Origin of the sequence: Paraburkholderia steynii (assembly GCF_900100565.1) — a bacterium.
In the GTDB taxonomy this organism is placed as follows: Bacteria; Pseudomonadota; Gammaproteobacteria; order Burkholderiales; family Burkholderiaceae; genus Paraburkholderia; species Paraburkholderia terrae.
Map to the genome: position 1 here is coordinate 219,316 of NZ_FNDI01000004.1, position 26,704 is coordinate 246,019.

At 63.4% G+C, this 26,704-nt stretch carries 23 protein-coding genes and 1 riboswitch; of the genes, 12 read left to right on the forward strand and 11 right to left on the reverse strand.

Going from position 1 to position 26,704, the window contains the following annotated elements:
- Window positions 1-733: 733 nt before the first annotated feature.
- The 8 genes from BLT65_RS09790 to BLT65_RS09825 all read left to right on the forward strand — a co-directional run bounded on the left by BLT65_RS09790 (window position 734) and on the right by BLT65_RS09825 (window position 10,418).
- The gene (locus BLT65_RS09790; RefSeq protein WP_091777342.1) at window positions 734-2,317 is read left to right on the forward strand and encodes a methyltransferase regulatory domain-containing protein; all 1,584 of its coding nucleotides are present in this window, start codon (window positions 734-736) and stop codon (window positions 2,315-2,317) included.
- 112 nt (window positions 2,318-2,429) lie between these two features.
- Entirely contained in the window at window positions 2,430-3,320 is an 891-nt protein-coding gene (locus tag BLT65_RS09795; RefSeq protein ID WP_091777344.1) for an SMP-30/gluconolactonase/LRE family protein, read from the forward strand.
- Between the two features lie 162 nt (window positions 3,321-3,482).
- Window positions 3,483-4,496, forward strand: a complete 1,014-nt coding sequence (locus BLT65_RS09800; RefSeq protein WP_091777346.1) for a LacI family DNA-binding transcriptional regulator — start codon at window positions 3,483-3,485, stop codon at window positions 4,494-4,496.
- 142 nt (window positions 4,497-4,638) lie between these two features.
- Window positions 4,639-6,426: an IlvD/Edd family dehydratase gene (locus BLT65_RS09805; RefSeq protein WP_091777349.1), complete on the forward strand. Its 1,788-nt coding sequence runs from the start codon at window positions 4,639-4,641 to the stop codon at window positions 6,424-6,426.
- 25 nt (window positions 6,427-6,451) lie between these two features.
- Window positions 6,452-7,645, forward strand: coding sequence for a fumarylacetoacetate hydrolase family protein (locus BLT65_RS09810; protein WP_091777351.1), 1,194 nt, complete (start codon window positions 6,452-6,454; stop codon window positions 7,643-7,645).
- A gap of 176 nt (window positions 7,646-7,821) precedes the next feature.
- A riboswitch (cyclic di-GMP riboswitch) is annotated at window positions 7,822-7,900 on the forward strand.
- A gap of 60 nt (window positions 7,901-7,960) precedes the next feature.
- On the forward strand, window positions 7,961-8,782 hold the full coding sequence (locus BLT65_RS09815) for a spherulation-specific family 4 protein (RefSeq protein WP_091777353.1): 822 nt from the start codon (window positions 7,961-7,963) through the stop codon (window positions 8,780-8,782).
- Between the two features lie 212 nt (window positions 8,783-8,994).
- Window positions 8,995-9,795 (forward strand): hypothetical protein, encoded by an 801-nt coding sequence (locus BLT65_RS09820; RefSeq protein WP_244186471.1) that lies wholly within the window; start codon window positions 8,995-8,997, stop codon window positions 9,793-9,795.
- Between the two features lie 182 nt (window positions 9,796-9,977).
- Window positions 9,978-10,418 (forward strand): PRC-barrel domain-containing protein, encoded by a 441-nt coding sequence (locus tag BLT65_RS09825; protein WP_042312716.1) that lies wholly within the window; start codon window positions 9,978-9,980, stop codon window positions 10,416-10,418.
- Between the two features lie 123 nt (window positions 10,419-10,541).
- On the opposite strand, the gene rpoD is transcribed toward BLT65_RS09825, so the two are convergent.
- From rpoD to BLT65_RS09840, 3 genes are all read right to left on the reverse strand, one after another.
- Window positions 10,542-12,539, reverse strand: a complete 1,998-nt coding sequence (gene rpoD / locus BLT65_RS09830) for an RNA polymerase sigma factor RpoD (protein WP_091777355.1) — start codon at window positions 12,537-12,539, stop codon at window positions 10,542-10,544.
- A 301-nt stretch (window positions 12,540-12,840) separates the two neighbouring features.
- On the reverse strand, window positions 12,841-13,098 hold the full coding sequence (locus BLT65_RS09835) for a hypothetical protein (RefSeq protein WP_229513826.1): 258 nt from the start codon (window positions 13,096-13,098) through the stop codon (window positions 12,841-12,843).
- A 201-nt stretch (window positions 13,099-13,299) separates the two neighbouring features.
- Window positions 13,300-14,193, reverse strand: a complete 894-nt coding sequence (locus BLT65_RS09840) for a LysR family transcriptional regulator (protein WP_091777357.1) — start codon at window positions 14,191-14,193, stop codon at window positions 13,300-13,302.
- A gap of 109 nt (window positions 14,194-14,302) precedes the next feature.
- On the opposite strand from BLT65_RS09840, the gene BLT65_RS09845 reads away from it, so the two are divergent.
- Genes BLT65_RS09845 through BLT65_RS09855 form a run of 3 tightly spaced genes read left to right on the forward strand, consistent with a single transcriptional unit; the run spans window position 14,303 to window position 16,480 of the window.
- Window positions 14,303-14,929 carry a nitroreductase family protein gene (locus BLT65_RS09845; RefSeq protein WP_091777359.1) on the forward strand — a complete coding sequence of 209 codons (627 nt, stop codon included), beginning with the start codon at window positions 14,303-14,305 and terminating at the stop codon, window positions 14,927-14,929.
- Between the two features lie 55 nt (window positions 14,930-14,984).
- A complete protein-coding gene (locus BLT65_RS09850; RefSeq protein WP_091777361.1) occupies window positions 14,985-15,971 on the forward strand; it encodes a zinc-binding dehydrogenase in 987 nt (328 codons plus the stop codon).
- Between the two features lie 26 nt (window positions 15,972-15,997).
- Entirely contained in the window at window positions 15,998-16,480 is a 483-nt protein-coding gene (locus tag BLT65_RS09855; RefSeq protein WP_167306470.1) for a YybH family protein, read from the forward strand.
- A gap of 9 nt (window positions 16,481-16,489) precedes the next feature.
- On the opposite strand, the gene BLT65_RS09860 is transcribed toward BLT65_RS09855, so the two are convergent.
- From BLT65_RS09860 to BLT65_RS09895, 8 genes are all read right to left on the reverse strand, one after another.
- The gene (locus BLT65_RS09860) at window positions 16,490-16,795 is read right to left on the reverse strand and encodes a hypothetical protein (RefSeq protein WP_007586072.1); all 306 of its coding nucleotides are present in this window, start codon (window positions 16,793-16,795) and stop codon (window positions 16,490-16,492) included.
- A 13-nt stretch (window positions 16,796-16,808) separates the two neighbouring features.
- Window positions 16,809-17,588 (reverse strand): enoyl-ACP reductase FabI, encoded by a 780-nt coding sequence (fabI, locus tag BLT65_RS09865; protein WP_086916204.1) that lies wholly within the window; start codon window positions 17,586-17,588, stop codon window positions 16,809-16,811.
- A gap of 2 nt (window positions 17,589-17,590) precedes the next feature.
- Window positions 17,591-18,772 (reverse strand): acetate/propionate family kinase, encoded by a 1,182-nt coding sequence (locus BLT65_RS09870; RefSeq protein WP_091777365.1) that lies wholly within the window; start codon window positions 18,770-18,772, stop codon window positions 17,591-17,593.
- A 19-nt stretch (window positions 18,773-18,791) separates the two neighbouring features.
- Window positions 18,792-19,733 carry a phosphate acetyltransferase gene (locus tag BLT65_RS09875; protein WP_042312699.1) on the reverse strand — a complete coding sequence of 314 codons (942 nt, stop codon included), beginning with the start codon at window positions 19,731-19,733 and terminating at the stop codon, window positions 18,792-18,794.
- Window positions 19,734-19,821: 88 nt separating this feature from the next.
- Window positions 19,822-22,107 (reverse strand): DUF3141 domain-containing protein, encoded by a 2,286-nt coding sequence (locus BLT65_RS09880; protein WP_091777367.1) that lies wholly within the window; start codon window positions 22,105-22,107, stop codon window positions 19,822-19,824.
- Window positions 22,108-22,504: 397 nt separating this feature from the next.
- On the reverse strand, window positions 22,505-23,659 hold the full coding sequence (locus BLT65_RS09885; RefSeq protein ID WP_091777369.1) for an acyl-CoA dehydrogenase family protein: 1,155 nt from the start codon (window positions 23,657-23,659) through the stop codon (window positions 22,505-22,507).
- Between the two features lie 77 nt (window positions 23,660-23,736).
- Window positions 23,737-24,603 carry an IclR family transcriptional regulator gene (locus BLT65_RS09890; RefSeq protein ID WP_091777371.1) on the reverse strand — a complete coding sequence of 289 codons (867 nt, stop codon included), beginning with the start codon at window positions 24,601-24,603 and terminating at the stop codon, window positions 23,737-23,739.
- 259 nt (window positions 24,604-24,862) lie between these two features.
- Complete coding sequence (locus BLT65_RS09895) at window positions 24,863-25,744, reverse strand: DUF4148 domain-containing protein (protein WP_091777373.1); 882 nt, start codon at window positions 25,742-25,744, stop codon at window positions 24,863-24,865.
- A 229-nt stretch (window positions 25,745-25,973) separates the two neighbouring features.
- Between BLT65_RS09895 and BLT65_RS09900 the strand changes: the two genes are divergently transcribed.
- The gene (locus BLT65_RS09900; RefSeq protein WP_042312787.1) at window positions 25,974-26,696 is read left to right on the forward strand and encodes a sulfite exporter TauE/SafE family protein; all 723 of its coding nucleotides are present in this window, start codon (window positions 25,974-25,976) and stop codon (window positions 26,694-26,696) included.
- Window positions 26,697-26,704 lie beyond the last annotated feature (8 nt).

Sequence of the window (26,704 nt, forward strand, 5' to 3'; positions counted from 1 at the left end):
GCAAGAACGAGGCCAATGTTCGCATTCCCAGCTTCCATGCGGATATGAGGCATAGCAGGCTGCGCCGGCGAGAGCGGGCGCGCACCCACGCAGTGCTGCGACGCACCACGAACGTGCCGTGAGGCATCACGATGAATCGCTACTCGTCGCTCCGCTGAACGAGGCAAACATCCTCTGACGCTTGCCACGCATCGCGTCCGGCCATGCTTGCCCGCATGGCACACAGCTTGCGTCACCAAACTGCCGCGGCGTCGACGATGACCCGCGTCGCATCAAATTTTTCAGGCTTCGAATTGGACAACGGCGTCCCTTCTATCCGGTTTTCGAACCGGACGGTCGGGACGCCGTTTGCGTTTACTGGCACGCGTGCTTCGCGTTGCATTGCCTAAGACATCTGGAGACAAAATGAAGCAGCGCATCTCGACGTTGATCGAATTCTTCGCGGGAGAAAGGGCGTCGATGGTTTCGCACGTGACGGATGACGAAGACCGTCAGCGAAATGGCGCCTGCATTCGTCCCGAACGGCTCAGAGGGCGTCGCGGATCGCGTGCGCGGATGCCCCGCGCCATGGCGCACAGGCAGGCAGCGACGGCAAGTTGCGGTTGCTAGACCCGCCGTCGCAGGGACTGATTTCTCGACCCGGAATGGACATTGACACAAATCGACATTTCGAATTTGCGCTGTGACTACATTGTGTTTTTTTGCAATTCCGAACACCTTCGGATGACACACAATGGACACCACACAACACACGAACGAGATCGAGCAGAACTACGACGACAACCCTTACTACTCATTCTCCTATGAGCAGTCCGCGCCGGAACACCTTGCCGCCGTCGCGCATGTGTTCGGACTGTCCGCGCCCGATGTGAGCAAGGCGCGCGTGCTCGAACTGGGTTGCGCAGCAGGCAGGAATCTCATTCCGTTCGCCGTGCGCAATCCCGGTGCGCGCGCGATCGGCGTCGATCTCTCCAGCGCGCAGGTGAAGGAAGGGCGTCAAAACATCAAACGCTTGAAGCTGAAGAACGTCGAGTTGCGACAGCAGGATCTCACGACACTGGGCGCGGTGGACGGGAAGTTCGACTACATCATCTGTCACGGCGTGTATAGCTGGGTGCCGCAAGCCGTGCAGCAGGCTATCTTGCGCGTCTGTAGCGAGAACCTGTCGGCGGACGGCATTGCTTACCTTGGCTACAAGACGTATCCGGGATGGAAGTCGCGCGAGATCGTGCGCGATGCGATGCTGTTGCGCGCCGGCGGACTGAAAGGCGCTGGCGAACGTCTCGCGCATGGACGCGGCATGCTCGATTTTCTGCGCGAGCATGCAAGGAAGGACAGCGTGCTGGCGCGTGCGGTCGAGCAGGATCACGAGATGGTCAACAACAGCGACGCGGGCTTCTCCGCCTATGTGAATCACGACTATCTGGCATCGTCGAACGCGCCGTGTTACTTCCAGGACTTTGCGAAACGGATCGACGAGCACGGGCTCGCGTATCTCGCCGATGCGAACCTGCCTTCGATGTTCGCATCCAATTACGGCGATGAGATTGGGCGGCTGCTGCTGGCGGAATGCGGTCACAGCCAGGTGCTGACCGAACAGTATCTGGATTTCGTGAGCGACCGGGCGTTCCGGACTTCGCTAATCGTGCATAAGGAACGCGACGGCGGCATCCAGTATCGCGTCGAACATGAGCGTCTGCGCAAGTTGCATCTCGCGGCGTCGCTGAAGTGCGCGGACGACGACGTCCGCATGGACGATTCTCCGCAGCGTTTCGACGCGGAGAACGGCAACTCGATCATATTGAACCATGCCATCGACAAGACCGCCGCGATCGAGCTTGAACGGGTTTGGCCATTCACCATGAGCTTCGACGAGTTGAAACGCAATGTGCGGACGCGTCTGGGCAACGATGCAGCGCTGCCCGATAGCGACATCGAAGCCCGGCTCGACGTGTTCTTCAACGCAATGGTCGTCAGAGGGCTGGGCCGTTTCCGGCTTCATCCGCTGACGCGAAGCTCAGGCAATGCGCATCTGCACGCCGCTGTGCGCAACTATCCGGCCGGGCTTCCGCGAGGGCAAATGGCGCACACGTTCAATCCCTGGCATCAACCCGTCCAGATGGATGCGGTCACGCAGTTGCTGTTACCCCATATCGATGGCAGCCGCAACGAGACTGATCTACTTGGAATACTGTCGAAAGCGGTCAAGGAGGGCGCGTTGACCGTTTCGCGTCCGGCGGGTGAAAACGACGAAGCGGGCGAACGTATCGTGCTGGCGCGCGAACTGGAGCGCGCTCTGAAGCGGCTGTGCGCGTGAGCGTCGGCATCGTCGGACTCGAAACACGTGGGAATGTCTGCTACTGTTGACTGATTCGTCAACGCGTCGTGTCCAGCGCGCGGCCCATCGTTCATCGCAGAGGATCGTCATCATGCAGACATTGGAATGTGTGTTGCCCGCCGCCGCCGCGCTCGGCGAATGTCCGCGCTGGGACGAGCGCCGCGCGAAGCTGTGGTGGGTCGATATCAACGCGCCCGCGCTGAATTGCTTCGATCCGAAGACAGGCGAGAACACCGCGATTCCGATGCCCGAGAACATTGGCTGCTTCTCGCTGACCGAGGACGATGGTTTTATCGCGGGCATGCGCACGGGGATCTTTCTGCTCGATGCGAAAGGGCAGGTTGTACGCAAGCTGTGCGCGAACGCCGAGAACCCCGCCACGAGCCGCTTCAACGACGGCCGTTGCGACGCGCGCGGACGCTTCTGGCTCGGCACGCTCGACGAGCCGAAGGCGGGCGATGCGGCTGCGCTGTATCGCTATGCGAACGGCGCATTGACGAAGATCGACGCGGGCCTGCTCACGTCGAACGGCATGGGGTTCAGCCCTGACTATCGCTGGTGCTATCACTCGGATACGCCGCGCTTCACGATCTACCGTCATCCGTACGACATCGACAGCGGCGAGGTCGGGCCGCGTGAAGACTGGGTGAAGTTCCAGCCGACGGCGACGGATCGCGGGCGTCCCGATGGCGCATCGGTGGATAGCGAAGGCTACTACTGGTCGGCGTTGTATGAGGGCGGGCGCGTCGTGCGCATTTCGCCCGAGGGCAAGGTCGTCGAAGAACATCCGCTGCCCGCGCGCTGTCCGACGATGTGTACGTTCGGCGGCGACGATCTGCGTACGCTCTACGTGACGACGGCGCGTGGCGGGCGTCCCGCGGAAGAGATCGAAAAGTTTCCGCAATCGGGCGGCGTGTTCGCGATGCGCGTATCGGTGCCAGGGCTGATCGAAAAACGCAGTGCGTTGCGCGTGAAGGAGTAAGCGCGCGGCGTCGCATCAGTCGCGAATGAAGGGGGCATACAGCGCTGCCGTTATCATATGCGCCTGTCCACGAACGCGACCGAACCCATCAGCATGTCGAGCACTCCACGCATCACCAGGCGCGTCTCCGCAACACGCAGCGCGCTCGCGGGACCGCCGCGCATGTCCGACGTCGCGGCGCTGGCGGGCGTATCGAAGATGACAGTGTCACGCGTGCTGGCTGGCCGCGGCGTCGCGCCCGCGACACGCGAGCGCGTGCAGCTTGCGATCGACGAACTCGGCTACGTCGCGGACGCTGCGGCAGGCGCGCTGTCCTCCGGGCGCTCGGCGTTCGCCGCCGTGCTCGTGCCGTCGCTGGCCAGTTCCAACTTCTCCGACACCGTGCGCGGACTCACGGCCGCGCTCGAACCGCACGGCCTGCAACTGCTGATCGGCGATACCGACTATGACCTCGAACGCGAAGAGCGGCTCGTGCGTTCGATGCTGCGGCATCAGCCGCGCTGCATCGCGTTGACGGGCGCGCAGCACACGCCCGCGACGCGCGAACTGCTGGTGCGCTCGGGCGTGCCCGTCGTCGAGATGTGGGATTTGCCCGCGACGCCGATCGACGCGGCCGTAGGTTTCTCCAATGCAAAAGCGGCACGCGAAATGGTGCGCTATCTGGCCGGGCGCGGCTATCGGCGCATCGGCTTTCTGGGCGGCGCAAGCGAGCTCGACAGACGCGGCATGGAACGCCTGAAGGGCTATCTGCAGGAAGTGAAGGCGCAGGGTATGGGCGAGCCGCGCGTCGTACGGCTGGGCGAGTCGCCCATCACGATGAGCCACGGTGCGCCCGCGCTCGAAGCGCTGTTGCAGCAATGGCCCGACACGGATGCCGTGATGTGCGTGAGCGACATGTCGGCGTTTGGCGCGATCATGCAGTGCCACCGGCGCGGCCTGTCGGTGCCCGGCGATATCGCGATTGCGGGCTTTGGCAACTTCGAAATGGCCACGTGCTGCACGCCGACCATCACGACGGTTTCCGTCGACGCTTACGGCATCGGTACGCGCACGGGTGAAACGCTGCTGGCCGCGCTTGCCGAAAACGACGGTGCAGCGCGTCATGCATCGGCGCGCACATCGACGCGCAAAAGCGTGAAAATCGACTACGCGGTGATCGCGCGCGAAAGCGCCTGACGCTTGTCGTTGTGGCCTTTCGTGTCGCGCGAGTGCCGTGCTACCATGATCCGATGTTACCGATAACGTGCCGTACGTGATGCGCCTTTGACGCGCGATGCGAGCGAAGCAACGACGGCACAAGCAAACATGGAGACACGAGATGACGGAGAACACGCAAGCACGTCGTCTGCGCAGCCAGGAATGGTTCGACGATCCCTCGCACGCGGACATGACCGCGCTCTATGTCGAGCGCTTCATGAATTACGGCCTTACCCGCGAAGAGTTGCAGTCGGGCCGGCCGATCATCGGCATCGCGCAGACGGGCAGCGATCTCGCGCCTTGCAATCGTCACCACATCGAACTGGCCGCGCGCACGAAGGCGGGCATCCGCGACGCGGGCGGCATTCCGATGGAATTTCCCGTACACCCGCTTGCCGAACAGAGCCGTCGGCCAACGGCCGCGCTCGATCGCAATCTCGCGTATCTCGGCCTCGTCGAAATCCTGCATGGCTTTCCGCTCGACGGCGTGGTGCTGACCACCGGCTGCGACAAGACCACGCCCGCGTGCCTGATGGCGGCCGCGACCGTCGACATGCCCGCTATCGTGCTGTCGGGCGGTCCGATGCTCGACGGCTGGCATCAAGGCAAGCGGGTCGGCTCCGGCACCGTAATCTGGCACGCGCGCAATCTGCTCGCGACGGGCGAGATCGACTATGAAGGCTTCATGGAACTGACGACGGCCTCGTCGCCTTCCATCGGACACTGCAACACGATGGGCACGGCGCTGTCGATGAACAGCCTCGCGGAAGCGCTCGGCATGTCGCTGCCCGGCTGCGCGAGCATTCCCGCTGCGTACCGCGAGCGCGGGCAGATGGCGTATGCGACGGGCAAGCGTATCGTCGAGATGGTTCGCGAAGATCTGAAGCCCTCGCGCATCATGACGAAAGAGGCGTTCGAAAATGCGATCGTAATGGCGTCCGCGCTGGGCGCGTCGAGCAATTGCCCGCCGCATCTGATCGCGATTGCGCGGCATATGGGCATCGAATTGAGTCTCTCGGACTGGCAGCGTGTCGGCGAACAGGTGCCGTTGCTCGTCAATTGCATGCCCGCGGGCGAATATCTCGGCGAGAGTTTTCATCGCGCGGGCGGCGTGCCTGCCGTCATGCACGAACTGTGCGAAGCAGGCCTCGTACACGAATCGTGTATGACAGTATCGGGCCGGACGATCGGCGATATCGCCGCGAGTTCGGTGACAGGCGATCGCGACGTGATTCGCACGACAGCCGAGCCGCTCAAACATGGCGCGGGTTTCATCGTGCTGTCGGGCAACTTCTTCGATAGCGCGATCATGAAGATGTCGGTGGTCGGCGAAGCGTTCCGGCAAACCTATCTGAGCGAGCCGGGCCACGAGAATACGTTCGAAACGCGCGCGATCGTGTTCGACGGTCCCGAGGATTATCACGCGCGCATCAACGATCCGTCGCTTGAAATTGACGAACACTGCATGCTCGTCATTCGCGGCGCGGGAACGGTCGGTTATCCGGGCAGCGCGGAAGTGGTCAACATGGCGCCGCCCGCGGAACTGGTGCGCCAGGGCATCACGTCGCTGCCTTGCATGGGCGACGGACGGCAGAGCGGCACGTCGGCGAGTCCATCTATCCTCAACATGTCGCCGGAAGCGGCCGTCGGCGGCGGTCTTGCGCTGTTGCGCACGAACGACCGCATTCGCGTCGATCTCAACGCGCGCAGCGTACAGTTGCTCGTCGATGAGGAAGAGTTGGCGCGCCGCCGCGCAAGCATGAGGTTCGACATTCCGGCTTCGCAAACGCCGTGGCAAGAGTTGTATCGTCAGACGGTCGGGCAGCTTTCGACGGGCGGCTGTCTCGAACCTGCGACGCTCTATCTGAAAGTGATCGCCGAGCGCGGGAATCCGCGGCATTCGCATTGACCAACAATGATTGGAGGCTCGCTTCATGACTGCATCGAACGAAACGAACTATCTTCCCGACGACCTCGACCGCGCGCTGCTGATTGGCCGCGTATGGCGCAAGACGGACCGTCATGAAGGGCCGAGCGTCGTGGCCGTGCGCAATGGCGACGTGTTCGACATCACATCGAGCGCGCCGACCACGGCCGATCTGTTCGAACGCGACGATGCCGTCGAGATCGCGCGCAACGCGCCCGGCGAGCGGCTCGGCAGCGCAGCCGATCTGATCGCCGCGAGTCTCGCGAACGACACGTCGGCGAACCTGCAACTGCTCGCGCCCTGCGACGTGCAACCGATCAAGGCATGCGGCGTCACATTCGCCGTGAGCCTGATCGAGCGCGTGATCGAAGAGCAGGCGGGCGGCGATCCCGCGAAGGCCGAAGAAGTGCGGCATACGATCGCAACGGTGATCGGCACCGACCTGTCGAAGATCAAGCCCGGCTCGGAAGCGGCGGCGCGACTGAAGGCGGAACTCGAGCGGCGCGGCGCGTGGTCGCAATACATGGAAGTCGGCATCGGCCCCGACGCGGAAGTGTTTTCGAAGTCGCAGCCGATGTCGTCCGTGGGCTTCGGCGCGGATGTCGGCCTGCTCGCGGCATCGACATGGAACAACCCTGAGCCGGAAATCGTGCTGGCCGTCAACAGCAGGGCCGTGATCGTGGGCGCGACGCTCGGCAACGATGTGAACTTGCGCGATATCGAAGGGCGCTCGGCATTGCTGCTCGGCAAGTGCAAGGACAACAACGGGTCGTGTTCGATCGGACCTTTCGTGCGGCTCTTCGATGGCGACTTCACGCTGGATACCGTACGTCGCACGAGCGTGTCGCTGCGCGTCGAAGGCGTCGACGATGGCTTTCTGCTAGAAGGCGTGAGCCATATGTCGGAGATCAGCCGCGATCCCGCTGATCTCGTCGCGCAGACGTGCGGCAAGCATCATCAGTATCCGGATGGCTTCATGCTGTTCCTCGGCACGATGTTTTCGCCGATCAAGGACCGCGACGCGAAAGGCGGTGGCTTCACGCATCACCTCGGCGATATCGTGACGATCTCGACGCCGCAACTCGGCGCGTTGCGCAACACGGTGCAGCTATGCACGGAGATCACGCCGTGGACCTTCGGCGTGCGCGCGCTGTACGCGAATCTGGCGGCGCGTGGACTGCTGGGTTCGAACACGCAGTAATTTTTTTCGCGACCGCAGTTTGGTCAATATTCGAGAAGTAAACGTTTGCGAATCGCGTTATCGCAATTCGCAAACGTTCAAATAATCAGGATCACAAAATCATCGAATATCTCTGCATTCTCTCCCCATTTAAAATTCCGCATTAAAGCCTAAAGGCGGGCGACTGGGCGTCGATATACACGGAAAGGCAAAACCGGAGCGATCCGGCGACGCAAAGCTATAGGGACTCCGTGCAGGAGTCAGCCAGTTGCCTGTTGCATCCGCAGCGGGCCAAGCGATGGACGGTGATACAAGCCGTCGTCAGGAGGCATCGAGATGTTCAACGCTCGCACACCCGTTTCAGGGTTTCGCGCTATTCAGTGGTTGCGTCGCGTGGCGTTGCTTGCAGTGGCACCGTTGGCCATTGCCGTTCATGCAAACGCTTATGCGGCAACTGTGCTGCCGCTGACCGTTCCCGCGTATTTCGATCCCGTCGGCAAGGGCGCCGGTTACTGGAACGATCTCGCGACGACGGCGGCCAAAGTGCCGACCATGGTCATTCTGAATCCCAACAGCGGACCCGGCACGAACGCGGATGCAGCGTATATCGCGGCAATCGCGAAGCTGCATGCAGCAGGCGGCCGCGTGATCGGCTATGTGTCGACGGCGTATGCGAAGCGTTCGTTGTCGGCTGTCGTGACGGACATCAATCGCTATATCGCGCTCTATAAGATCGACGGCTTCTTCATCGACGAGATGACGTCGGATAGCGTGACGTCGCATATCCAGTTCTATCAGTCGGTCTACAACTACATCAAAGGGCTTTCGCCCGCGTACTCGGTGATGGGCAATCCGGGCACGAACATTCCCGAGCTTTACGCAAGCCTGCCCACCGCCGATCAGTTCGTCGTATTCGAAGATTCGGCGAAGCGCTACGCAAGCTACGCACCGGCGAAGTGGCAAGCCAGCTATCCGGCGAAGCGTTTCGCGCACATGGTGTACGGCGCGACGGAGGCGCAGATGCCGGGCATCGTGTCGTACGCGGCGATGCATGGCGCGGGCAGCGTGTTCGTCACGTCGACGGGTTTGCCGAATCCGTACAAGAATCTGCCCGCCTGGTGGAGCCAACTGGTGAGCAGCGTGCTCGCAATCAGATAACCAAGAAGAACGAAGGCGCTTCGCGCGCCGTGCAGTTCGATGTCGATGGACGCCAGGCGCTTGCGCCTGGCTTTTTTTTGCGCCAACGCATTTGGGCAAATGCGTGCATGCCATATCCCGTTGATCGAATACGCTTAGAATGCGTGCTGAAATGGATTGCGTTCAACGCAGCGAGGCGCACCGATAGCGCCGTTTTCAACGGAGAGGATGTTGTGCAATTTCTGAATCGCACGATTGCTTCGGGCAATCGCGTGCTGCCAATGCTGTGTGTTGCGCTGGCGTTGTGCGCTGGCGTAGCGAACGCCACGCCGGCCGCGCCCAAGGGCAACGTGGCGCACGAGACAAGCGCCCCGGCAACGCCCGACCGCTTTACCGCCGACGACCCCGTCAAGGTGCGCGACATGCTCGCGAGCCAGATGCCCCCGGCCGCGACCGATTCGCTGAGCACGCGCATCCGCAAGTACGCGCGCGAACCCTACGATCGCATCGTGCGCGGTCATGCCGCGGCGGCCGAAAATGGGCAACGCACTTTCCTGTTCATGATTCCGGCGCCGCACGGCATCCTGTATCGGTCGAATACGCATGTGCTGAGTGTGAACGTGCCGCTTGCAAGCGACGAGGATCCCGACGCGATCCAGCTCTACCAGAGCGTCGATGGCCCGAGCGGGCGCGGCCTCGTGATCGCCCCCGATGCGAAGGCCAAGGGCTTTATCCAGAAGATCGATTCGATCGAACTGGCGACGGAAGGCAAGGCGAAGACGGCGGCGCGCGGGCGTCTGACCGTCCCGCAAGCAGCCTTCGAGCAGGCCGACAACAGCTTTGCGATCGTGCTCGTCTGCACGCTCGAACCGCCTTATCTGACGGAGACGCGAGAGCACAGCGATCCCACCGACGAAGAACCCACTGACATCACGCGTCGCACCTCGACGCTGCACGCGAACGTTCAGGCAGTCTGGCTGGTGAACCAGAAAGACGGCACCGTGATTGGCAAAGGGCTGCGGCTCGGGAAGTAGCGGCGCATATCGACGCATATCGGCCCGATACGCGTCGCCGTGCATGTCGGAAACGGCGCATGCATTCTCGGAAAAAACCTACGTACCCTTCTGCGACTTTTTCTTTCTGATGCGGTAAGGTATTACGCTTCTTCTTACAGCAGCGGCAGTCCCTCGCAACATTTCACATCGGAGAATAAGCTATGAAGGCAAAGTGGGCAGCGGTTCTGATCGCGGCATCGACGTTCGGCTTGATGGCAGGCCAGGCAAGCGCGCAAGTGGCAGGCTCGCAGACCATCGGCGTGAGCGTCGAGCAGGAATCGATCATCGTCAACGGCTGGAGCGCGAAGAAGAGCCTGCTTGGCAAGCCGATCTACAACGAGCAGGGCCAGAAGGTCGGCGTGCTGCACGACATCATCATCGCGCCGGACAATGCTGCTTCGTTCGCGATCGTCGCCGCGCATCAGTTCCTCGGCGTGTCGCAGCATGACGTCGCCGTGCCGTTCTCGCAGATCGACTTTACGGGCGGCAAGCTGGTTTGGGCAGGCGCAACCAAAGACGCTGTGAAGGCCATTCCGGCGTTCCAGTACGCGAAGGTTCGCGCAACGCCGATCGCTCGCAAGGAATACAGCGAGCATCACTAAGCGTGTCATGCGGTTCGCATCGAGTTCGAGCGAACCGCACGCATAAAAAAACGCGGCAGCCTTTGGGCTGCCGCGTTTCGTTTGAGGCTCCGCCGCGCCCTTATCAGGCGGCGGCGATAGCGATCAGCTGCGTTCGAGGAACGGGCGCAGCTTGTCCGCGCGGCTCGGGTGATTGAGCTTGCGGATCGCCTTGCCTTCGATCTGGCGGATACGCTCGCGCGTCACGTCGAACTGGCGGCCCACTTCTTCGAGCGTCAGTTCCGAGGCCGTGTCGATGCCGTAGCGCATGCGCAGCACCTTCGCCTCACGCGGCGTGAGAGCATCGAGCGCTTCGTCGATCGCGCGGCGCATGTTCGCATGCACGGCGGCGTCGGCGGGCGACGTTGCGGACGTGTCTTCGATCATGTCGCCGAGCGTCGTGTCGGCGTCTTCGCCCACGGGCGAATCCAGCGAGGCCGGATTCTTCGCGATCTTCAGGATGCTGCGAATCTTCGCTTCGGGCATGTCCATGCGCTCGGCGAGCACCGACGGATGCGGCTCCTGACCCGTCTGCTGAACGATCTCGCGCTGGATGCGGTTCAGCTTGTTGATCGATTCGATCATGTGAACGGGCACACGAATGGTGCGCGCCTGGTCGGCGATCGCGCGCGTGATGGCCTGACGGACCCACCACGTTGCGTACGTCGAGAACTTCCAGCCGCGACGGTATTCGAACTTGTCCACTGCCTTCATCAAACCGATGTTGCCTTCCTGGATCAGGTCGAGGAAGTGCATGCCGCGATTGACATACTTCTTCGCGATCGAAATGACAAGACGCAGGTTTGCTTCGATCATCTCGCGCTTGGCCTGACGCATCTTGCCTTCAGCCGAGCCGAGCTGCTTGTTGATCTGCTTGAGCTGCTGCAGCGGCAGCGCGATCGACGCTTCGATGTCGACCAGCTTCTGCTGTTCCGACTGGATCGCAGGCAGGTGACGCTCGAGCGCCGGACCGTACGACTTCGACTTCGCGGCGATGCGCATCGTCCAGTCGAGATCGGTTTCGTTGCCCGGGAACGATTCGACGAATGCTTCGCGCGGCATGTCGCAGCGGTCCACGGCGATCTGCAGGATGTGGCGTTCGATCGCGCGAACCTGCGCGACCTGCGCCTGCACTTCCGCGCACAGGCGATCGATGGTCTTGGCCGTGAAGCGGATCGGCGTGAGTTCCTGCTGGATGGACTCGCGCAGGTTCGCGATGGCGGTGGCGCGGCGCTTGTCCGTGACGGGCATGTCGGGCACGCTGGCGAAGAGGTCGCGCACGCGCCCGAAGATCGCGAGGCTGTCCGCAGTCAGTTGCTCGAGGCGCGCGGCGTTGGCTTTTTCGCCGCCGTCGTCCGACAGGTCGCCGTCGTCCTCGTCCGAATCTTCGTCCGAGGCGCTCGCTTCCAGCTCTTCTTCCGCAGCGGCGTCCGCTGCTTCCTCGTCGAGTTCGGCGGCTTCGCTCGTGTCGCTGATGCCGTCGACCAGTTCGTCGATGCGGATTTCACCCGCTACGACGCGGTCCACGTCCGCGAGGATCGTCGAGATGATCGACGGGCACATCGCGATGGCTTGCACCATGTCCTGCAGGCCGCCTTCGATGCGCTTGGCGATTTCGATTTCGCCGGCGCGCGTGAGCAGCTCGCTCGCGCCCATTTCACGCATATACATGCGGACCGGGTCGGTGGTGCGGCCGAATTCGGAGTCGACCGTGGACAGCGCGACTTCCGCTTCTTCATCGGCCTGATCGTCCGATGCGGCAGCCGACGGGCCGTCGTTCAGAAGCAGCGTTTCCGCGTCGGGCGCCGTTTCGTACACGGACACGCCCATTTCGCCGAACGTGCTGACGATGGTTTCCATCGCGGCCGTTTCGGTGAAATTGTCGGGCAAGTGGTCGTTGATGTCGGCGTGCGTCAAATAGCCGCGTTCGCGGCCCAGCGCGATCAGCGCGCGCATCTGACGTTGACGCTCTTCAACGAGGGATTCCAGCAAGGCCGCATCTAGCGGCGCGGCGGCGGGTTGCGCCTTCGCTTTTGCTGCGCGCTTGGGCGCCTTTGGTGCGGTGGTTTCGAACTGGGAATTGTCCCGGTCAAGCTTTGCCAATACGTTCTCCTCGGCAGGCTGTTTCGCATCCCCGCGCAAACACGCGCGGCAGGCGGGCTAACCTGTCGGATCGTGAGGTGTGGGCGGGGTGTTGCACGAATCGATTGACGCGGAACGGTGTGCTCGAAGTCACTGGCGATGCGCTGGCATGCCAGCACGTTCACCCGACTCCGGCGCAGTGCCTTCCAGTTAGGACGCAATTCGACGCGTGCTGAAAAGTGAATCTGCAAGTGTAGCAGAAAAGGTGGTGCAGCGCACCAGTTTTATGCAACCGCTGATGCCCCGTGCTGGTGCATGCCCATTACCGCCGATCGCGCGACAAGTCGGACGCGACAATGCCCGCGAGCGCCGCGACCAGCAGGCAGCCGACCGTCAGCAGCGTCTTGGCGACGGCCACGGACACATGCTCGGGCCCGATCACCGCGAACGCGCCGACCAGCAGCCCAACGGCCGACAGCGCGAACATCGCCCACGGCGCGCCGCCGTGCTTCGCGGCATCCTTCGCGACGCAGTTGTCCTGCGCGCGTTCCGGCTCGGGAACGGTAGACGGTGTGGTCACGGCGGAAGCTTTAGACGACGAAGAGATAGAACCTATCTTATGCGACGCATCGTTCATTTCGACAACGTGTTTCTTTCGAACCGGTAACTGGACAGGATGGGCGTACGCCGTGGCCGGCTGCCGCGCTGCGAGGTCCATCATGTTATGACATAACGGGAACGGCGTCAGCGGGCAACGCGTGGGGTGTGCAGAAGTACAACGTCAAGGTAACGGGCCATCGCCCGTGTCGCCGCCGCCCAGGCGTTCCTGACAAAAATCCAGATACGCGCGAACGATCGACGACGGATGCCGGTGCGACGGATACAGCAGATTGATCTCCTGCAAGGGCAACGGGTAATCGGGCAGCAGCGCGACGACGTGGCCTGCTTTAACATCATCGGCGATCAGGTACGGCGGTAGTTCCGTCGCGGCCTCGCCGCGCAGCACGCGAAACCGCAAATGCGCGTAGTCGTTCGTCGATATGAGCGGCTTCGGCTGGAATGTCGCGTTGCCGAGCCGCCATAGCGGCCGCGCGTAGCTGTTCTGCATCCACGCCGCGCAAGGATAGCGAGCGAGGTCGTCCGGCGTGACGGGAGCGCCGAGCCGCTCGACGAGCGCCCGGCTTGCGACCAGCACGTGCCGGTACGCGAGCATCTTGCGCGCGACCATCATCTCGTGATCGATCGCGCCGACCCGCAGCGCGACATCGATGCCGTCTGCCGTCAGATCGACGCGGCGCTCGGTCGAATAGACGAACACGCGAATGCCCGGATAGCGCTGCTGGAACGCGTCGAGCACGGCCCACCACGGTTCGAACGACGGCGGCAGCGACAGTCGCAGATAACCCTTCAGTTGCGCCTGCGAACTGTGTACGGCCTCCCGCGCGTCGACGAGCGACTCGATGCCACGGCTTGCGTGTTCGTACAGGCGCGTGCCGGCGTCCGTCAGCTTCGTGCCACGGGCCGTGCGTTCGAGCAGTTGCACGGACAGTTGCTGCTCCAGTTCGCGCATCTTGCGGCTCAGTGTGGGCAGCGGAATGCCGAGCCGCTGCGCCGCCGCCGACAGACTCCCCGTCTGCACGACGTTGACGAACATTTCGACCGCGTTCAGATCCATCGTTCGTCCTTCCATATTTGAGAGGAGGGGTACCAGTTTTGCGCGTTCCGCTTTTCATTCCGATAGGCCAAAGTAGCATCACATCGTCCCAATCAACAAGGAGAACCAGATGTCTATCGTTGAGAACCCGGTTGAAAGCCACATCGAATCGCGCATCTCGGCAAACCATTTCGATGCGGCGCGCCTTCTGGCCGACCATGAAATCGAAGACCTGATTCGCCTCGCGACGAAGGCGCCTTCGGCGTTCAACCTGCAGAACTGGAAATTTGTCGCGGTTCGCACTGCCGACGCGAAGGCGCGTCTGTTGCCGCACGCGTACGGGCAACAGAAGGTCGTGGACGCGGCGGTCACGTTCATCGTCTGCGGCACGCTCGAACCGCACCGGACGCTGCCGGTTGCGCTTCAGCCGTCTGTGAACGCCGGGCTGATCGATGACGCGACCCGCGACGGTTGGCTCGGCGCCGCGCGCTCGATGTATCAGGACAACCCGGCGCTCCAGCGCGACGAGGCGATCCGCTCGGCGTCGCTTGCCGCGATGACGCTGATGCTCGCGGCGCAGGGGAAGGGACTCGCGTCCGGTCCGATGATCGGCTTCGATCCGGCCGGTGTCGCGCGCGAGTTCGGACTCGCGTCGACCGACGTGCCCGCGATGCTCGTCACCGTTGGCTATCCCGCACCGGGTAACTGGCCGCAAAAACCACGCAGACCCGTTGCCGACGTATTGCAGTTGGCCTGATAGCGGCACCTTCAGAAGAAAGCGGAACAATTACCCAATTAATCAGGAGTCCAAGATGAAAGCCTATGTGATCGAACGGGCCGGCGGCCCGGAAGTGCTCGAACTGCGCGACATGCCGTCTGTCCCGCCAAAGTTCGACGAAGTGCGCATTCGCGTGCGCGCCTTCGGTATCAACCGAGCTGAAGCGTATCTGCGCGTCGGCAAACTCGGACCGATCGACGCGCCGCGCGTGCCCGGCATCGAAGCGGTCGGCGAAATACTCGAAGATCCGTCCGGCGCATTTCGCGTCGGCGAGCGGGTTGCAACCGCGATGGGTGGGCTGCAGTTCACGCGGGCGGGGAGCTATGCGGAGGAAGTCACCGTGCTCGCACGCAACGTGGTGTCGCTTCAGGGCAGCGCGTTGCCGTGGGAAGAGCTGGCCGCGCTGCCGCAAGCGTATCTGACCGCGTGGGGCGCGCTGCGTAAAAGTCTGAAGATCGAAGCGGGGCAAACGCTGCTGGTGCGGGGCGCCACTTCGTCGGTCGGCCTTGCTGCCGTCACGTATGCGAAGGCCTCGGGCGCCCGCGTGCTCGCTTCGACCCGCTCCACGGAGCACGCCGGGCGGCTGTATCGCGCAGGCGCCGACGCGGTCATCGTCGACGTCGGGACGATCGCAGAACAGGTGCTCGATGCACAACCGGCCGGCATCGATGCTGCGCTCGAAATCGTCGGCGCCGCGACGCTTCGCGACACCATGAAAGCGGTGCGCCCGTTCGGGGCGATCACGGTGATTGGCATGCTCGGCGGCCCGCCCGTGCTCGATCAGTTCAATCTGATCGCCGATCTGCCGCCTGCCGCGCGACTGAGCTTCTTTCCGAGCCAGCTGTTCGGCACGGAGGCTATGCCGCTCACCAATACGCCGTTGAAGTCGCTCGCACTCGATGTGGAAAACAGGCGTATCCCGTCTCACCTCGTACAGGCTTTTGCATTCGACGAACTGCGGGACGCGCATCGTCTGATCGAGAGTAATCGTGCGCTCGGCAAGATCGTGGTGCGGGTATGAATGCGGCATGTGAGAGGACTGTCACCATGCGACTCAGAACATGGTTCGTTCCCGTGCTGTTTGCGGCTAGCGTCGCGCTGCCGGACGCCGCGTCTGCCGCGCCCTTGACCGACACGGACCGCGCCATCACGCAACAACTGCATCGCTACGAGCAGGGGTTGAACGCGTCGGACACCAACGCGATCATGAGCCTCTACGACGACGCACCTGTTGTCATGGCACAGTACGCGCCGCCGGCAGTAGGGCGTGAAGCCGTGCGCGACGCGTACACGCACGCCTTCAGCGCGGTCAGGCTGAACGTGCGTTTTTCGATCGATGAGATCAAGCCGCTGTCGCCTGACTGGGCGTTCGCACGCACGCGCTCGACGGGCACGATCGAAACGTTGACGGGTAAGCACTCGACGCAGCCCGAGGCCAATCAGGAGTTGTTCATCCTGCATCGCGGGGCGGACGGCATCTGGCGGATCGCGCGTTATGGCTTTTCGTCAACCAATCCGCCCGCGGTCTGAATCCGCTATCTAGACGGGCCCCGGCAACGCGGTCCGTGTCTGGCGTCGTGCTTCGGCCGCTTCGCTGACGTCCCAGAACGACAGCACCTGCACCGACAGCCGGCAGCGATGCCAGTACATGCCATGCAGGCGTCGCCGTATATAGTTCAGCGTCGTCCAGTTCGCGCCCTTGATGGCGATGAGCGCGGCGGGGTGCTCGTCGGCCTCGCCGACCAGTTCGATATCGCGGCAGTCCGCGTGCGAGTAGCGGAACACGAGCGCCTTCACTTCATCGAGCGAGGCTTTTTGCGGCAGACCGCTAATCAACAGTTTCATGCCCTTATCCGGTTCAGCCGATGATGCTCACGCCGCCGTCGACGAACACCGTGTTGCCCGTCATGCGGCGAGCGTAGGGCGTCGCAAGGAACGCGCAGGTGTAGCCGACGTCCATGATGTCGACGAGTTCGCCGATGGGCGCTCGCTCGGCCGCTTCGGCGAGTAGCAGATCGAAGTCCTTCAGTCCCGACGCGGCGCGCGTCTTCAGCGGCCCCGGCGAAATGGGATGCACGCGGATGCGCTTCGGCCCGAGTTCATGTGCCAGGTAGCGGCATGACGCTTCGAGCGCGGCCTTCACGGGCCCCATCAGATCGTAGTTCGGCACGACGCGCGTCGCGCCCAGATAGCTCATTGCGAACAGCGATCCGCCTTCGTCCATCAGCGGCGCGGCGAGGCGCGCCATGCGGATGAACGAATGGCACGAAATGTCCATCGCCACCGAAAAGCCTTCCGCCGAACTGTTGAGCAGGCCACCTTGCAGATCGGCCTTCGGCGCGAACGCGATCGAATGCACGGCGACGTCGAGCCGTCCCCACGTCGCGCGGATTTCATCGAACACGGCTTCGAGTTCGCCGGGCTTCGACACGTCGAGCGGCAGCAGCAGCGACGCGCCGAGTTCCTGCGCGAGCGGCTCGACGTAAGCCTTGGCCTTTTCATTCAGATAGGTGATCGCGAGTTCGGCGCCAAGCTCGCGGAACGCGCGCGCGCAGCCGTACGCGATCGAATGCTCGTTCGCGATGCCGACGACCAGCACCTTGTGTTGCGCCATCACCTGACTCGTTGGCGTGTCCATGCTTACCCCTCCAGCCGGCCGAGCGCGTGCCGGGCGATCATCAGTTCTTCGTTGGTCGGAATCACCCATACGTCGACGGCGCTGGTCGGACTGCTGATGCGCGGACCGTGCCGTTGGTTCGCCGCTTCATCGAGCGAGACGCCGAGCCACGCCGCCAGCTCGCCCACACGCTTGCGCACCGGGTCCGCGCGTTCGCCGATGCCCGCGGTGAACACGATCGCGTCGAGCCCGCCGAGCGCGGCTGCAAGCGAGCCGAGTTCGCGCGAAATGCGATAGCAGAACAGCTCGACGGCTTCGGCGGCTTTCGGATCGTCGCTTGCGAGCAGCGTGCGCATGTCGCTGGAAATGCCGGACACGCCGAGCAGACCAGAGCGCTTGTAGAGCAGCGACTCGATCGCACGCGCATCCATATTCGCTTCTTCGAGCATCCACAACACGACGCCTGGATCGAGGCTGCCCGAGCGCGTGCCCATCACGAGTCCTTCGACGGCCGTGAAGCCCATCGTGCTCGCGATGCTTTTGCATTGGTCGAAGGCGGCCATGCTCGCACCGTTGCCCAGATGCAGCACGACGGTTTTGCCTTTCGCGGCGCGGTCGTCGATTTGCGGCAGCACGCTCGCGATGTATTCGTACGACAGCCCGTGAAAACCATAGCGCCGCACGCCGCGCTCCGTAATATCAGGCGGCAACGCAAAGCGCGTTGCGACAGTGGGCTGCGTGTGGTGAAACGCCGTATCGAAGCATGCGATCTGCGGCACCTGCGCATTGCGCGCCATGATCGAACGGATAACGGCGAGATTGTGCGGCTGATGCAGCGGCGCGAGCGGCACGAGCGCTTCGAGATCCTGCATCACCTGCGCATCGACGCGCACGGGCTTCGAATACTTGTCGCCGCCATGCACGACGCGATGGCCGACTGCGAGGAGTGTTGCGCGTCCCTGGCCATGGCTGCGCAGCCAGTCGAGCAGAAACGCAGTCGCATTGTCGTGTCCGAGCCGCTCGCCTTCGGGCCAGCGTTTGTCTTCGATGACTTCGCCGTTTTGCCGCTTCGCGGTGAAGCGCGGGTTCGTGTAGATCTCTTCGATCTTGCCGCCTGCAATGGGTTCGAGCTGCGCGCCTTGCGCTTCGAACGCATGAAACTTGATGCTCGACGAACCCGCGTTGATGACGAGGATGACGTCCATGCCACTCCCTCAAGACGTGTCAAACGATGGCGGAAGAGGATTGCTCGCGCCGCGCGAGCGCGACCATCGACGCAACGGCACACGAAGCAAGCCGCGTGATGACGGAATCTGCGCGGCTGGTGAGAATGATGGGCACCTTCGCGCCGAGCACGATGCCGGCGGCATCGGCGCCCGCGAGAAACGTCAGGCTCTTCGCGAGCATGTTGCCCGCTTCGAGATCGGGTACGACGAGCACGTTCGCATGGCCCGCAACAGGCGAGTTGATGCCCTTGATCTTCGCGGCTTCCTCGTTGATCGCGTTGTCGAGCGCAAGCGGGCCGTCGAGTATGCCGCCCGTGATCTGGCCGCGGTCGGCCATCTTGCACAGCGCGGCGGCTTCGAGTGTCGATGGGACCTTGGAGTTGACGGTTTCCATCGCCGACAGGATCGCGACGCGCGCAACGGGAAAACGCAGCGCATGCGCGAGGTCGATGGCGTTCTGCACGATGTCGCGTTTCTCGTCGAGCGTGGGCGTGATGTTGACGGCGGCATCGGTGATGATGAGCGCTTCGGCCCGGCCCGGCACGTCCATGATGAAGCAGTGGCTCACGCGCCGCTCGGTACGCAGGCCGGTGGCGCGCGCGACCACGGCGCCCATCAGCTCGTCCGTGTGCAGCGAGCCTTTCATCAGTGCCTGCGCACGGCCTTCATGCACGAGCTGCACCGCGCATTCGGCAGCGGCGTGGCTATGCGCCGCGTCGACGATGGGCAGATCGCCGAGATCGAGATTGCCCTGTTTCGCGGCCGCTTCGATTTTCGCGCGCGGGCCGACCAGTATCGGCGCGATCAGTTTCAGCCGCGCGGCTTCGATGACAGCCGACAGCGAATCGTGATCGCAAGGATGCGCCACGGCCGTAGGCGTCGGCGGAAGCGTGGCGGCAAAGGCGATCAGACGCTCGTATTTCTCGCGCTTGTGTTCCATCTTCAGTGCCCTCGTAGGTGAGGCGATCGGAGTGCCCGTCGTGCGCGGCGGACTGTGACCGTCCACTCGCGCACGCGGATGCCATCTGTCATTCGACCTGCTGGCGCGCAGGCTCTGCGCGTCGCGATGCTTTCTTCTTCGATGCCGATTCGAAGATCGTCAGCACGCGTGCGAGATCGGCGCGTTCGTGGTCGTCGAGCGTCAGCACCGTGCTGAGCTTGTCGATGTCGCGTGCCGCGTTGCGGATGTTGTCGGGCGGCGCGCTCGCGAGCAGGCCCGGCAATGCGTCGATCGCGGCCTCGCTGTCGAGGCGCAGCAGCGCGGCCTGTTCCCGCACGACATGCTTGAACGACAGAATGCCCTGATCCGACAGCTTGCTCAGCATTTCGCGCGCGAGGTTGAAGCGGCGCTCGTCCGCTTCGCCATGCGTGCGCTTCACATACAGCAGCGCGCGCACGCTCGCTTCGAGCAGACCGCCTTCCGTCATGTCGTGGCGCAGACGTTCATGTTCCGCAACGATCGACGCTTCGCGCTCTTCGGTGTCGCCGGGTTCCGTCAACGCGGCGTTGGCTTCGCTGTCGCTGCGCGGCGGGAGGCCCGCGAAGGCTTGCAGCCAGGGCGCGCCATAGACGGTTTCGAAAATCTGCTCGACGGCAGCGTCGCGCATGTCGCGATAGAAATCGAACGACGCGATGACGGCATTCGACATGACCGTCTGCATCTGCAGGAACGGGTTGTCGGCCGCAACGGGCGCGCGCGCTTCTTTCACGCTTTCGGCCGCCTTCGCGACGGACGACGCAAACGGATTGCGATCGGACCACAGTTCGTACGTGACGCGCAGCGGGTGAAGCTTGCTCGAAAGATCCGTTGTCCACGGCGTCGTGCATGCGCGCACCCACGGCTGCATGAAGCTCCGATACAGGCCGAGGTTGACGCGCGACAGATACGCAGCCGTGGCGAAGCGCCGGTCGCTTTCGGGGTCGGGCTGCACGATCTCGCGCACGTCGGCGATGGTGCGCGGAGAAATGGACAGCACATACTGGCCTTGCGCGAGTTCCGCGTAAGGCGTCGCATCCGTCTTCGCGCCCATGTGCGCTTCGTACAGGCCCGACGGCAGCAGGTCGATCAGATCGATATTGCTGACGAACTCGCGATGTTCTTTCTTCCCCGTGCTGCTCGACACGAAGATGCCGAGATGGCCGATGCTGTCGTGCGTCGCGTAGACGATGGTCTGGTCGTGGCCGAGCAGATCGGCGTCGTCGCGATAGAGATCGGTGATCCAGCCGAGCGCTTGCGGCGGCGGCGTGATGTTGTCGCCATACGAGCAGAACACGACGATGGGCGAGCGGATATTGCGCAGATCGAGCCGCACGCCTTCCGAAGTCACGATCTCGCCGCTGACGAAGCGGTTGCCGACGAACAGGTTATCGACGATGTACTGCATTTCGCCCGCGTTCAGGAACACGTGGCCGCCCCAATACTTCTCGAAGCCGAGATAGCGCGGACCTTCCGTGTCGATGCTCGTGTACAGGTTGTACTGCTTGGTCCACAGCGTGTTCGCGGGGTTCAGGTTCTCGAAGTTCTGCACGAGCCACGCGCCGTCGAAGCGGCCATCGCCGAGATCGCCGGTGAGCGCCGTGAGCCACGAGCCGCCGAGCATGCCGCCCGAATAGCGCATCGGGTTCTTGCCGCGCCAGCCGGCCCAGTACGACACGGGCGCACCCGCGACGACGATCGGGCCGAACAGGTCGGGGCGCATCGAGGCCGTCATCAGCACTTGCCAGCCTGCCTGGCAATTGCCGATCACGGCGGGTTTGCCGGGGCTGTTCGGGTGCAGTTCGATGACTTTTTCGAGGAACGCGGCTTCCGCATGCATCACGTCTTCGACGGTTTGTCCTGGCACGGGGTCGGGCAGGAAGCCGATGAAATAGCAGGGATGGCCAGCGCGCAACGCAGCGCCGATTTCGCTGTCGCGTTTGAATCCGCCGATGCCGGGCCCGTGTCCCGCGCGCGGATCGACCACGACGAACGGACGCAGGCGGCCGGGATCATGTCCCTCCGCAAGGTCGCGGTCGGGCTTCAGATCATCCGGCGCGACGATGCGCACGAGCCCGTAATTGACGGGACGCGGCAGCGTGCGCCCATCGATGATGAGCTCGGTGCCGAAGTCGAGCACGTTGGGCACGCGCTCCTGCATGTGCGCCTGATACTGATTGCCGCGTTCGCGCATCACGTCGGCGAACAGCACGCTGCGCTGCCATGCGTCGACGGCGTAGGCGTAGCCTTGCGCGAACAGATTGCCGGGCATCGATGCGAAGGGCATCGAAGGCGCGAATGTGTCAGGTGTAGCGGAGTTCGGTTGAGACTGATTCATGGTCGCATCTGCTCCCTCAATGGGTCGGCGCCGCGGTCTCACGCGAGGCTCACATGCACGTGCGATGCGCGCATGAAGCGCTTACCCGACGCGCGAGCATCGTCGCAATGAGTCGCGCGGCCTGAAACCAGGGCGAGACATCAACGCGCCTCGACGAGGCGCGGCTTCGATCAAGATCAGCGATAAAAATGGCAGAAGCATGACGCTTTGATGAATGCGAACATCGGACTCGCACGTTGCGCGACCCGATGCTTGTTGCGTTGCGTCAACAACCCAGTGTAGGACGGGATGATTTATCTGGCAATCTGAAATATGCCAGCGAGGGTGTGTGGAATTGAAGCATTGACTTCGATCAAGGCGATTGCATTGCCCGCCTTGATCGAATGTTTTATCCAGGCTAGCGGCTTGCGTCGCGAATCATGTTGCGCGCGATCACCAGTTGCTGGATCTGCGTCGTGCCTTCGTAAATGCGGAACAGGCGCACGTCGCGATAGAAGCGCTCGACGGCATACTCGGATACATAACCCGCGCCGCCATGAATCTGCACCGCGCGATCCGCGACGCGGCCGCACATCTCCGAAGCGAACAGCTTGCAGCACGATGCTTCCGTCGATACGTCCTGTTTGTCGTCGCGGCGGCGCGCGGCATCGAGCACCATCGAACGCGCGGCGTAGATTTCCGCGCGGCTGTCGGCGAGCATGGCCTGCACGAGCTGGAACTCGGCGATCGGCTGGCCGAACTGCTTGCGCTCCATCGCATAGCGCAGCGCATCGTCGAGCATGCGCTCGGCCGCGCCGACGCAGATCGCCGAGATATGCAGGCGCCCTTTGTCGAGCACCTTCATCGCCGTCTTGAAGCCGACGCCTTCCCTGCCGCCGATGATGTTCGCAGCAGGCACGCGGCAGTTCTCGAAAATCACGTCGCAGGTATGCGCGCCTTTCTGGCCCATCTTCTTGTCGATCTTGCCGAGCGAAAGTCCAGGCGTGCCTTTCTCGACGATGAACGCCGAGATGCCGCTCGCGCCTTTGATCTCGGCGTTGGTGCGCGCCATCACCGTGTAGATGCCCGCTTCGGGTGCGTTGGTAATGAAGCGCTTGGTGCCGTTGATCACGTAATGGTCACCGTCGCGGACAGCCGTCGTGCGCAGCGACGCGGCATCCGAACCCGAACCCGGCTCCGTCAGTGCGAACGACGCAATCAGTTCGCCCGACGCGAGCTTCGGCAGATAGTAGTGCTTCTGCTCGTCGGTGCCGTCGATGATGAGCCCCTGCGAGCCGATGCCGTTGTTCGTGCCGATCAGCGAGCGGAACGCGGGCGAGGTCTTCGCGATCTCGAACGCGGCGAGCACTTCCTCTTCCATTGTGAGTCCGAGGCCGCCGTATTCCTCCGGAATCGACAGCCCGAAGAGACCGAGTTCACGCATCTCGCCGACGATGCCGGCGGGGATTTCATCCGTTTCGGCGACTTCGTTTTCTGCGGGCACGAGACGCTCGCGCACGAAGCGCGACAGCGAGTCGAGAAGAATGGACAGTGTTTCCTGATCGCGGATCATCGTTTTACCTGTGTGCTATGACGCGGTTCGCCTGTCGCGCTCGCATGAACGCGTGAGGCACGCCGCGCCGGGTCTTTTCATCGCCGCCCGATGGCGGCCTCCACGCGTTTGACAAGGGCCACGAGGCGCGGGCCGATGTCGTTCTCCAGCTTGTCGCGGCTCAGCACGAAGGCGGGCCCGCCGCAATTGAAGGCCATCTGAGTGCCATCGGGTGCCATGAACGGCACGCCGACGCTCGCGATGTCCGCATCCCAGTCGCCATACGACAGGCAGAAGCCGCGCGCGGCGTAATCCTTCATCGCTTCGCCCATGCCGCTTTCGATGCACGGCCAGGCGGTTTCGTCCTGCGCGCGCACCTGTTCGAGCACCGCGTTGCGTTCGGCATCGGTGGTGGCGGCGAGATACGCGCGGCCCATCGATGTCGTCGCGATCGGCAGACGCGTGCCGATGCTGCGCATCACGGTGATCGGCGCGCTGCTGCGCACCCATTCGACGTACAGCATCGACAGCCGGTCTCGCACGCCGATCGCCACCGAGCATCCCGCGTATTCGGCAAGCTCCTGCATCAGCGGTCGCGCGAGGTCACGAATGTCGAGGTTCGACAGCATCGCGTAGCCAAGCGAGAGCACGCCCGTGCCGAGGCTGTACTTGCCGAGCGCTTCGTCGTAACGCAAATAGCCGAGCTTCGCGAGCGTGCCGGCGAGCCGCGCGACGGTGCCCTTCGGCAAGCCCGTCCTGCGCGCCAGTTCGGTCAGGCCGAGATGCCGTTCCTTCAGGCCGAAACAGCGCAGCAGTTCGAGGCCACGCGCGAGCGCTGTGACGAACTGGCGATCGGTGTCGTACGGTTCGTCGTCGAAACGCGCGATGTCGCGATGCTCGGGCGGCTGGTTGGGACGCATGTCGCGCTTGTCTCCCGCTTTGGTGCTTGGGGCGAATGCTGTCATGTCGCTCAACTTCGTGTCAATCGGTTGTGGGGTTGTGGTTCGCATAGCGGACCATTGTAGAGCGAGGTTGATGGATTCGCCAATTGGTCCCGGCAAGCGATCTGACGCGGGGCTTGTGTCTATTATGAGAGGGCGTGTGAAGGGATGATGATGGGGTTAACCACTAAATACTACTTGAAGAAGTCGGCGGGGGAGGCGGGGCGCAAACGAGCCATCACATGTTGGTGATGGTTCGCAATGCGGACCAAGCTGCGGAAGGCTACCAGGTCCGGATCGAAGGCTGCGTGTTGTCCCTCGGCGAACCGCCTGGACCATAGGGGTCGGGATTGCCGAACCGCGACATCGTTCCGTTCGTGCGCGCGCGGCTCAGTTCGTCGCGCACCTGGGCGCGTGTCTTCGGTCCGTCGCTGGGTGCGGCTGCGGGCGGCGGGGCAGGGGGCTCGTGGGATTGCACCGTCGATGGCGCAGCGGGTGCCGATGGCTGCTCAACGGGTTCGGCGACCGTAGCGGCAGTTTGCACCGCGGATGCGATCACCGGTTCAGGCTGCTTATGAGGGTGAAGCGCAGCCGTGTTGGCTGCGGGACCGCTTGCGGCTGCATTGTCCGTCGCACTGTCGGAGCGGATATCGACGAGCGGCGTTGCATCGATTGCGGGTTGGTCACGGTCCGAAGTGTCCGTCACATGACGTGACGTTGCCGACCGCGCATGCGTCGTTTTCGCGGAAGCACGAGCGCGCGCAAGCGGCTGCGCAGCGCTTTGCTCATTCAACGTGGCCGATCGCATCTCGCGCGCCTGCGCTTCGCGCACGGCCAGTTCTTTTTGCAGCAGCAGCGCTTGCGGCTCGTCACCGCGCATCGTCAGCACCGCGTCGAGCAGCACGTGCGCGGACGCGAGGTCGCCGCGTTGCAGGCTGTCGTGTACCGCCTGCAACACGCGCGCGATGCCCGCGTTGCGCGGATCGTCGACAGGCGCGTCGGGCGTCACGGGGCGCGCGGCGGACGACAGGGCGCTATCGACGCGGCCTTCCGTATTCTTCGCAGCCGACTCGCGATTGCCGAACCGAAGTCCCAGCGTCGCAAGTGCCAGCGCGCCGATCAGCAGGCCGCCCGCGACGAACATTCTGTTGGATTCACTCAACATCGCGCTTCCCTTCGGGTCAGTGCCGCACACGTCGATACGCGCATCGCTTCACGCGCATTCCGCAGACAAAAAAAGCGCGAGCTGCGCCCGTATGCAATACGAGTTGTAGCAGCAATTGGATGCAGCAACGTGGGCAAATAAAATCTGGCGAGCGGGATTCGTCACAGGTTTGGCTGATGTGCCGCCATTTTCCAGTAGCATGGCGCCAACGCGTTTTTCGGGGATGCGCATGGGTTATCTGTTGGTTCTCGCCGTGGGCCTCGCGGCGGGCACGCTGAGCGGCGTGATCGGCACGGGCTCGTCGATGATGCTGATGCCCGTGCTCGTGATGCTGTTCGGTCCACAGCAGGCGGTGCCCATCATGGCGATCGCGGCGATCATGGGCAATTTCGGCAAGGTGCTCGCGTGGTGGCGCGAGATCGACTGGCGCGCCTGCGGCGCGTATTGTTCGACCGCCGTGCCGGGCGCGGCGCTCGGTGTACGGACGCTGCTCGCACTGCCGCCGCATGCCGTCGAGATCGCACTCGGCCTCTTCTTCGTCGCGATGGTGCCGGTGCGCCGCTGGCTCGCGCGTCGCTCGGTGCGCTTCTCGCCGTGGCACCTGGCGGCGATCGGCGCGCCCGTCGGGTTTCTGACGGGCATCGTGGTCTCGACGGGGCCGATTACCGTGCCCGTGTTCATGGGCTATGGACTCGTGAAAGGCGCGTTTCTCGCGACGGAAGCGGCCGGCTCGCTGGCCGTCTATGCCGCGAAGGTCGCGACCTTCAACCACTTCGGCGCGCTGCCGCTGCACGTCGTGCTGGATGGCCTGATCACGGGTTCCGCGCTGATGGTGGGCGCGTTCTGCGCACGGCGCATCGTCGTGCGCATGAGTCCCGGCACGTTCAGGCTGGTCGTCGACGGGTTGATGCTGTCGTCCGGCCTGTCGCTGCTGTGGGCGGCGGGACGCTGATCGAAACA

What these genes read in the sequence shown, in the direction of transcription:
- BLT65_RS09790 (WP_091777342.1), top strand. Translation starts at nt 734, where the DNA reads ATGGACACCACACAACACACGAACGAGATCGAGCAGAACTACGACGAC.
- BLT65_RS09795 (WP_091777344.1), top strand. Translation starts at nt 2,430, where the DNA reads ATGCAGACATTGGAATGTGTGTTGCCCGCCGCCGCCGCGCTCGGCGAA.
- BLT65_RS09800 (WP_091777346.1), top strand. Translation starts at nt 3,483, where the DNA reads ATGTCCGACGTCGCGGCGCTGGCGGGCGTATCGAAGATGACAGTGTCA.
- BLT65_RS09805 (WP_091777349.1), top strand. Translation starts at nt 4,639, where the DNA reads ATGACGGAGAACACGCAAGCACGTCGTCTGCGCAGCCAGGAATGGTTC.
- BLT65_RS09810 (WP_091777351.1), top strand. Translation starts at nt 6,452, where the DNA reads ATGACTGCATCGAACGAAACGAACTATCTTCCCGACGACCTCGACCGC.
- BLT65_RS09815 (WP_091777353.1), top strand. Translation starts at nt 7,961, where the DNA reads ATGTTCAACGCTCGCACACCCGTTTCAGGGTTTCGCGCTATTCAGTGG.
- BLT65_RS09825 (WP_042312716.1), top strand. Translation starts at nt 9,978, where the DNA reads ATGAAGGCAAAGTGGGCAGCGGTTCTGATCGCGGCATCGACGTTCGGC.
- BLT65_RS09840 (WP_091777357.1), bottom strand. Translation starts at nt 14,193, where the DNA reads ATGGATCTGAACGCGGTCGAAATGTTCGTCAACGTCGTGCAGACGGGG.
- BLT65_RS09845 (WP_091777359.1), top strand. Translation starts at nt 14,303, where the DNA reads ATGTCTATCGTTGAGAACCCGGTTGAAAGCCACATCGAATCGCGCATC.
- BLT65_RS09850 (WP_091777361.1), top strand. Translation starts at nt 14,985, where the DNA reads ATGAAAGCCTATGTGATCGAACGGGCCGGCGGCCCGGAAGTGCTCGAA.
- BLT65_RS09855 (WP_167306470.1), top strand. Translation starts at nt 15,998, where the DNA reads ATGCGACTCAGAACATGGTTCGTTCCCGTGCTGTTTGCGGCTAGCGTC.
- BLT65_RS09860 (WP_007586072.1), bottom strand. Translation starts at nt 16,795, where the DNA reads ATGAAACTGTTGATTAGCGGTCTGCCGCAAAAAGCCTCGCTCGATGAA.
- fabI (WP_086916204.1), bottom strand. Translation starts at nt 17,588, where the DNA reads ATGGACACGCCAACGAGTCAGGTGATGGCGCAACACAAGGTGCTGGTC.
- BLT65_RS09870 (WP_091777365.1), bottom strand. Translation starts at nt 18,772, where the DNA reads ATGGACGTCATCCTCGTCATCAACGCGGGTTCGTCGAGCATCAAGTTT.
- BLT65_RS09875 (WP_042312699.1), bottom strand. Translation starts at nt 19,733, where the DNA reads ATGGAACACAAGCGCGAGAAATACGAGCGTCTGATCGCCTTTGCCGCC.
- BLT65_RS09880 (WP_091777367.1), bottom strand. Translation starts at nt 22,107, where the DNA reads ATGAATCAGTCTCAACCGAACTCCGCTACACCTGACACATTCGCGCCT.
- BLT65_RS09885 (WP_091777369.1), bottom strand. Translation starts at nt 23,659, where the DNA reads ATGATCCGCGATCAGGAAACACTGTCCATTCTTCTCGACTCGCTGTCG.
- BLT65_RS09890 (WP_091777371.1), bottom strand. Translation starts at nt 24,603, where the DNA reads ATGACAGCATTCGCCCCAAGCACCAAAGCGGGAGACAAGCGCGACATG.
- BLT65_RS09895 (WP_091777373.1), bottom strand. Translation starts at nt 25,744, where the DNA reads ATGTTGAGTGAATCCAACAGAATGTTCGTCGCGGGCGGCCTGCTGATC.
- BLT65_RS09900 (WP_042312787.1), top strand. Translation starts at nt 25,974, where the DNA reads ATGGGTTATCTGTTGGTTCTCGCCGTGGGCCTCGCGGCGGGCACGCTG.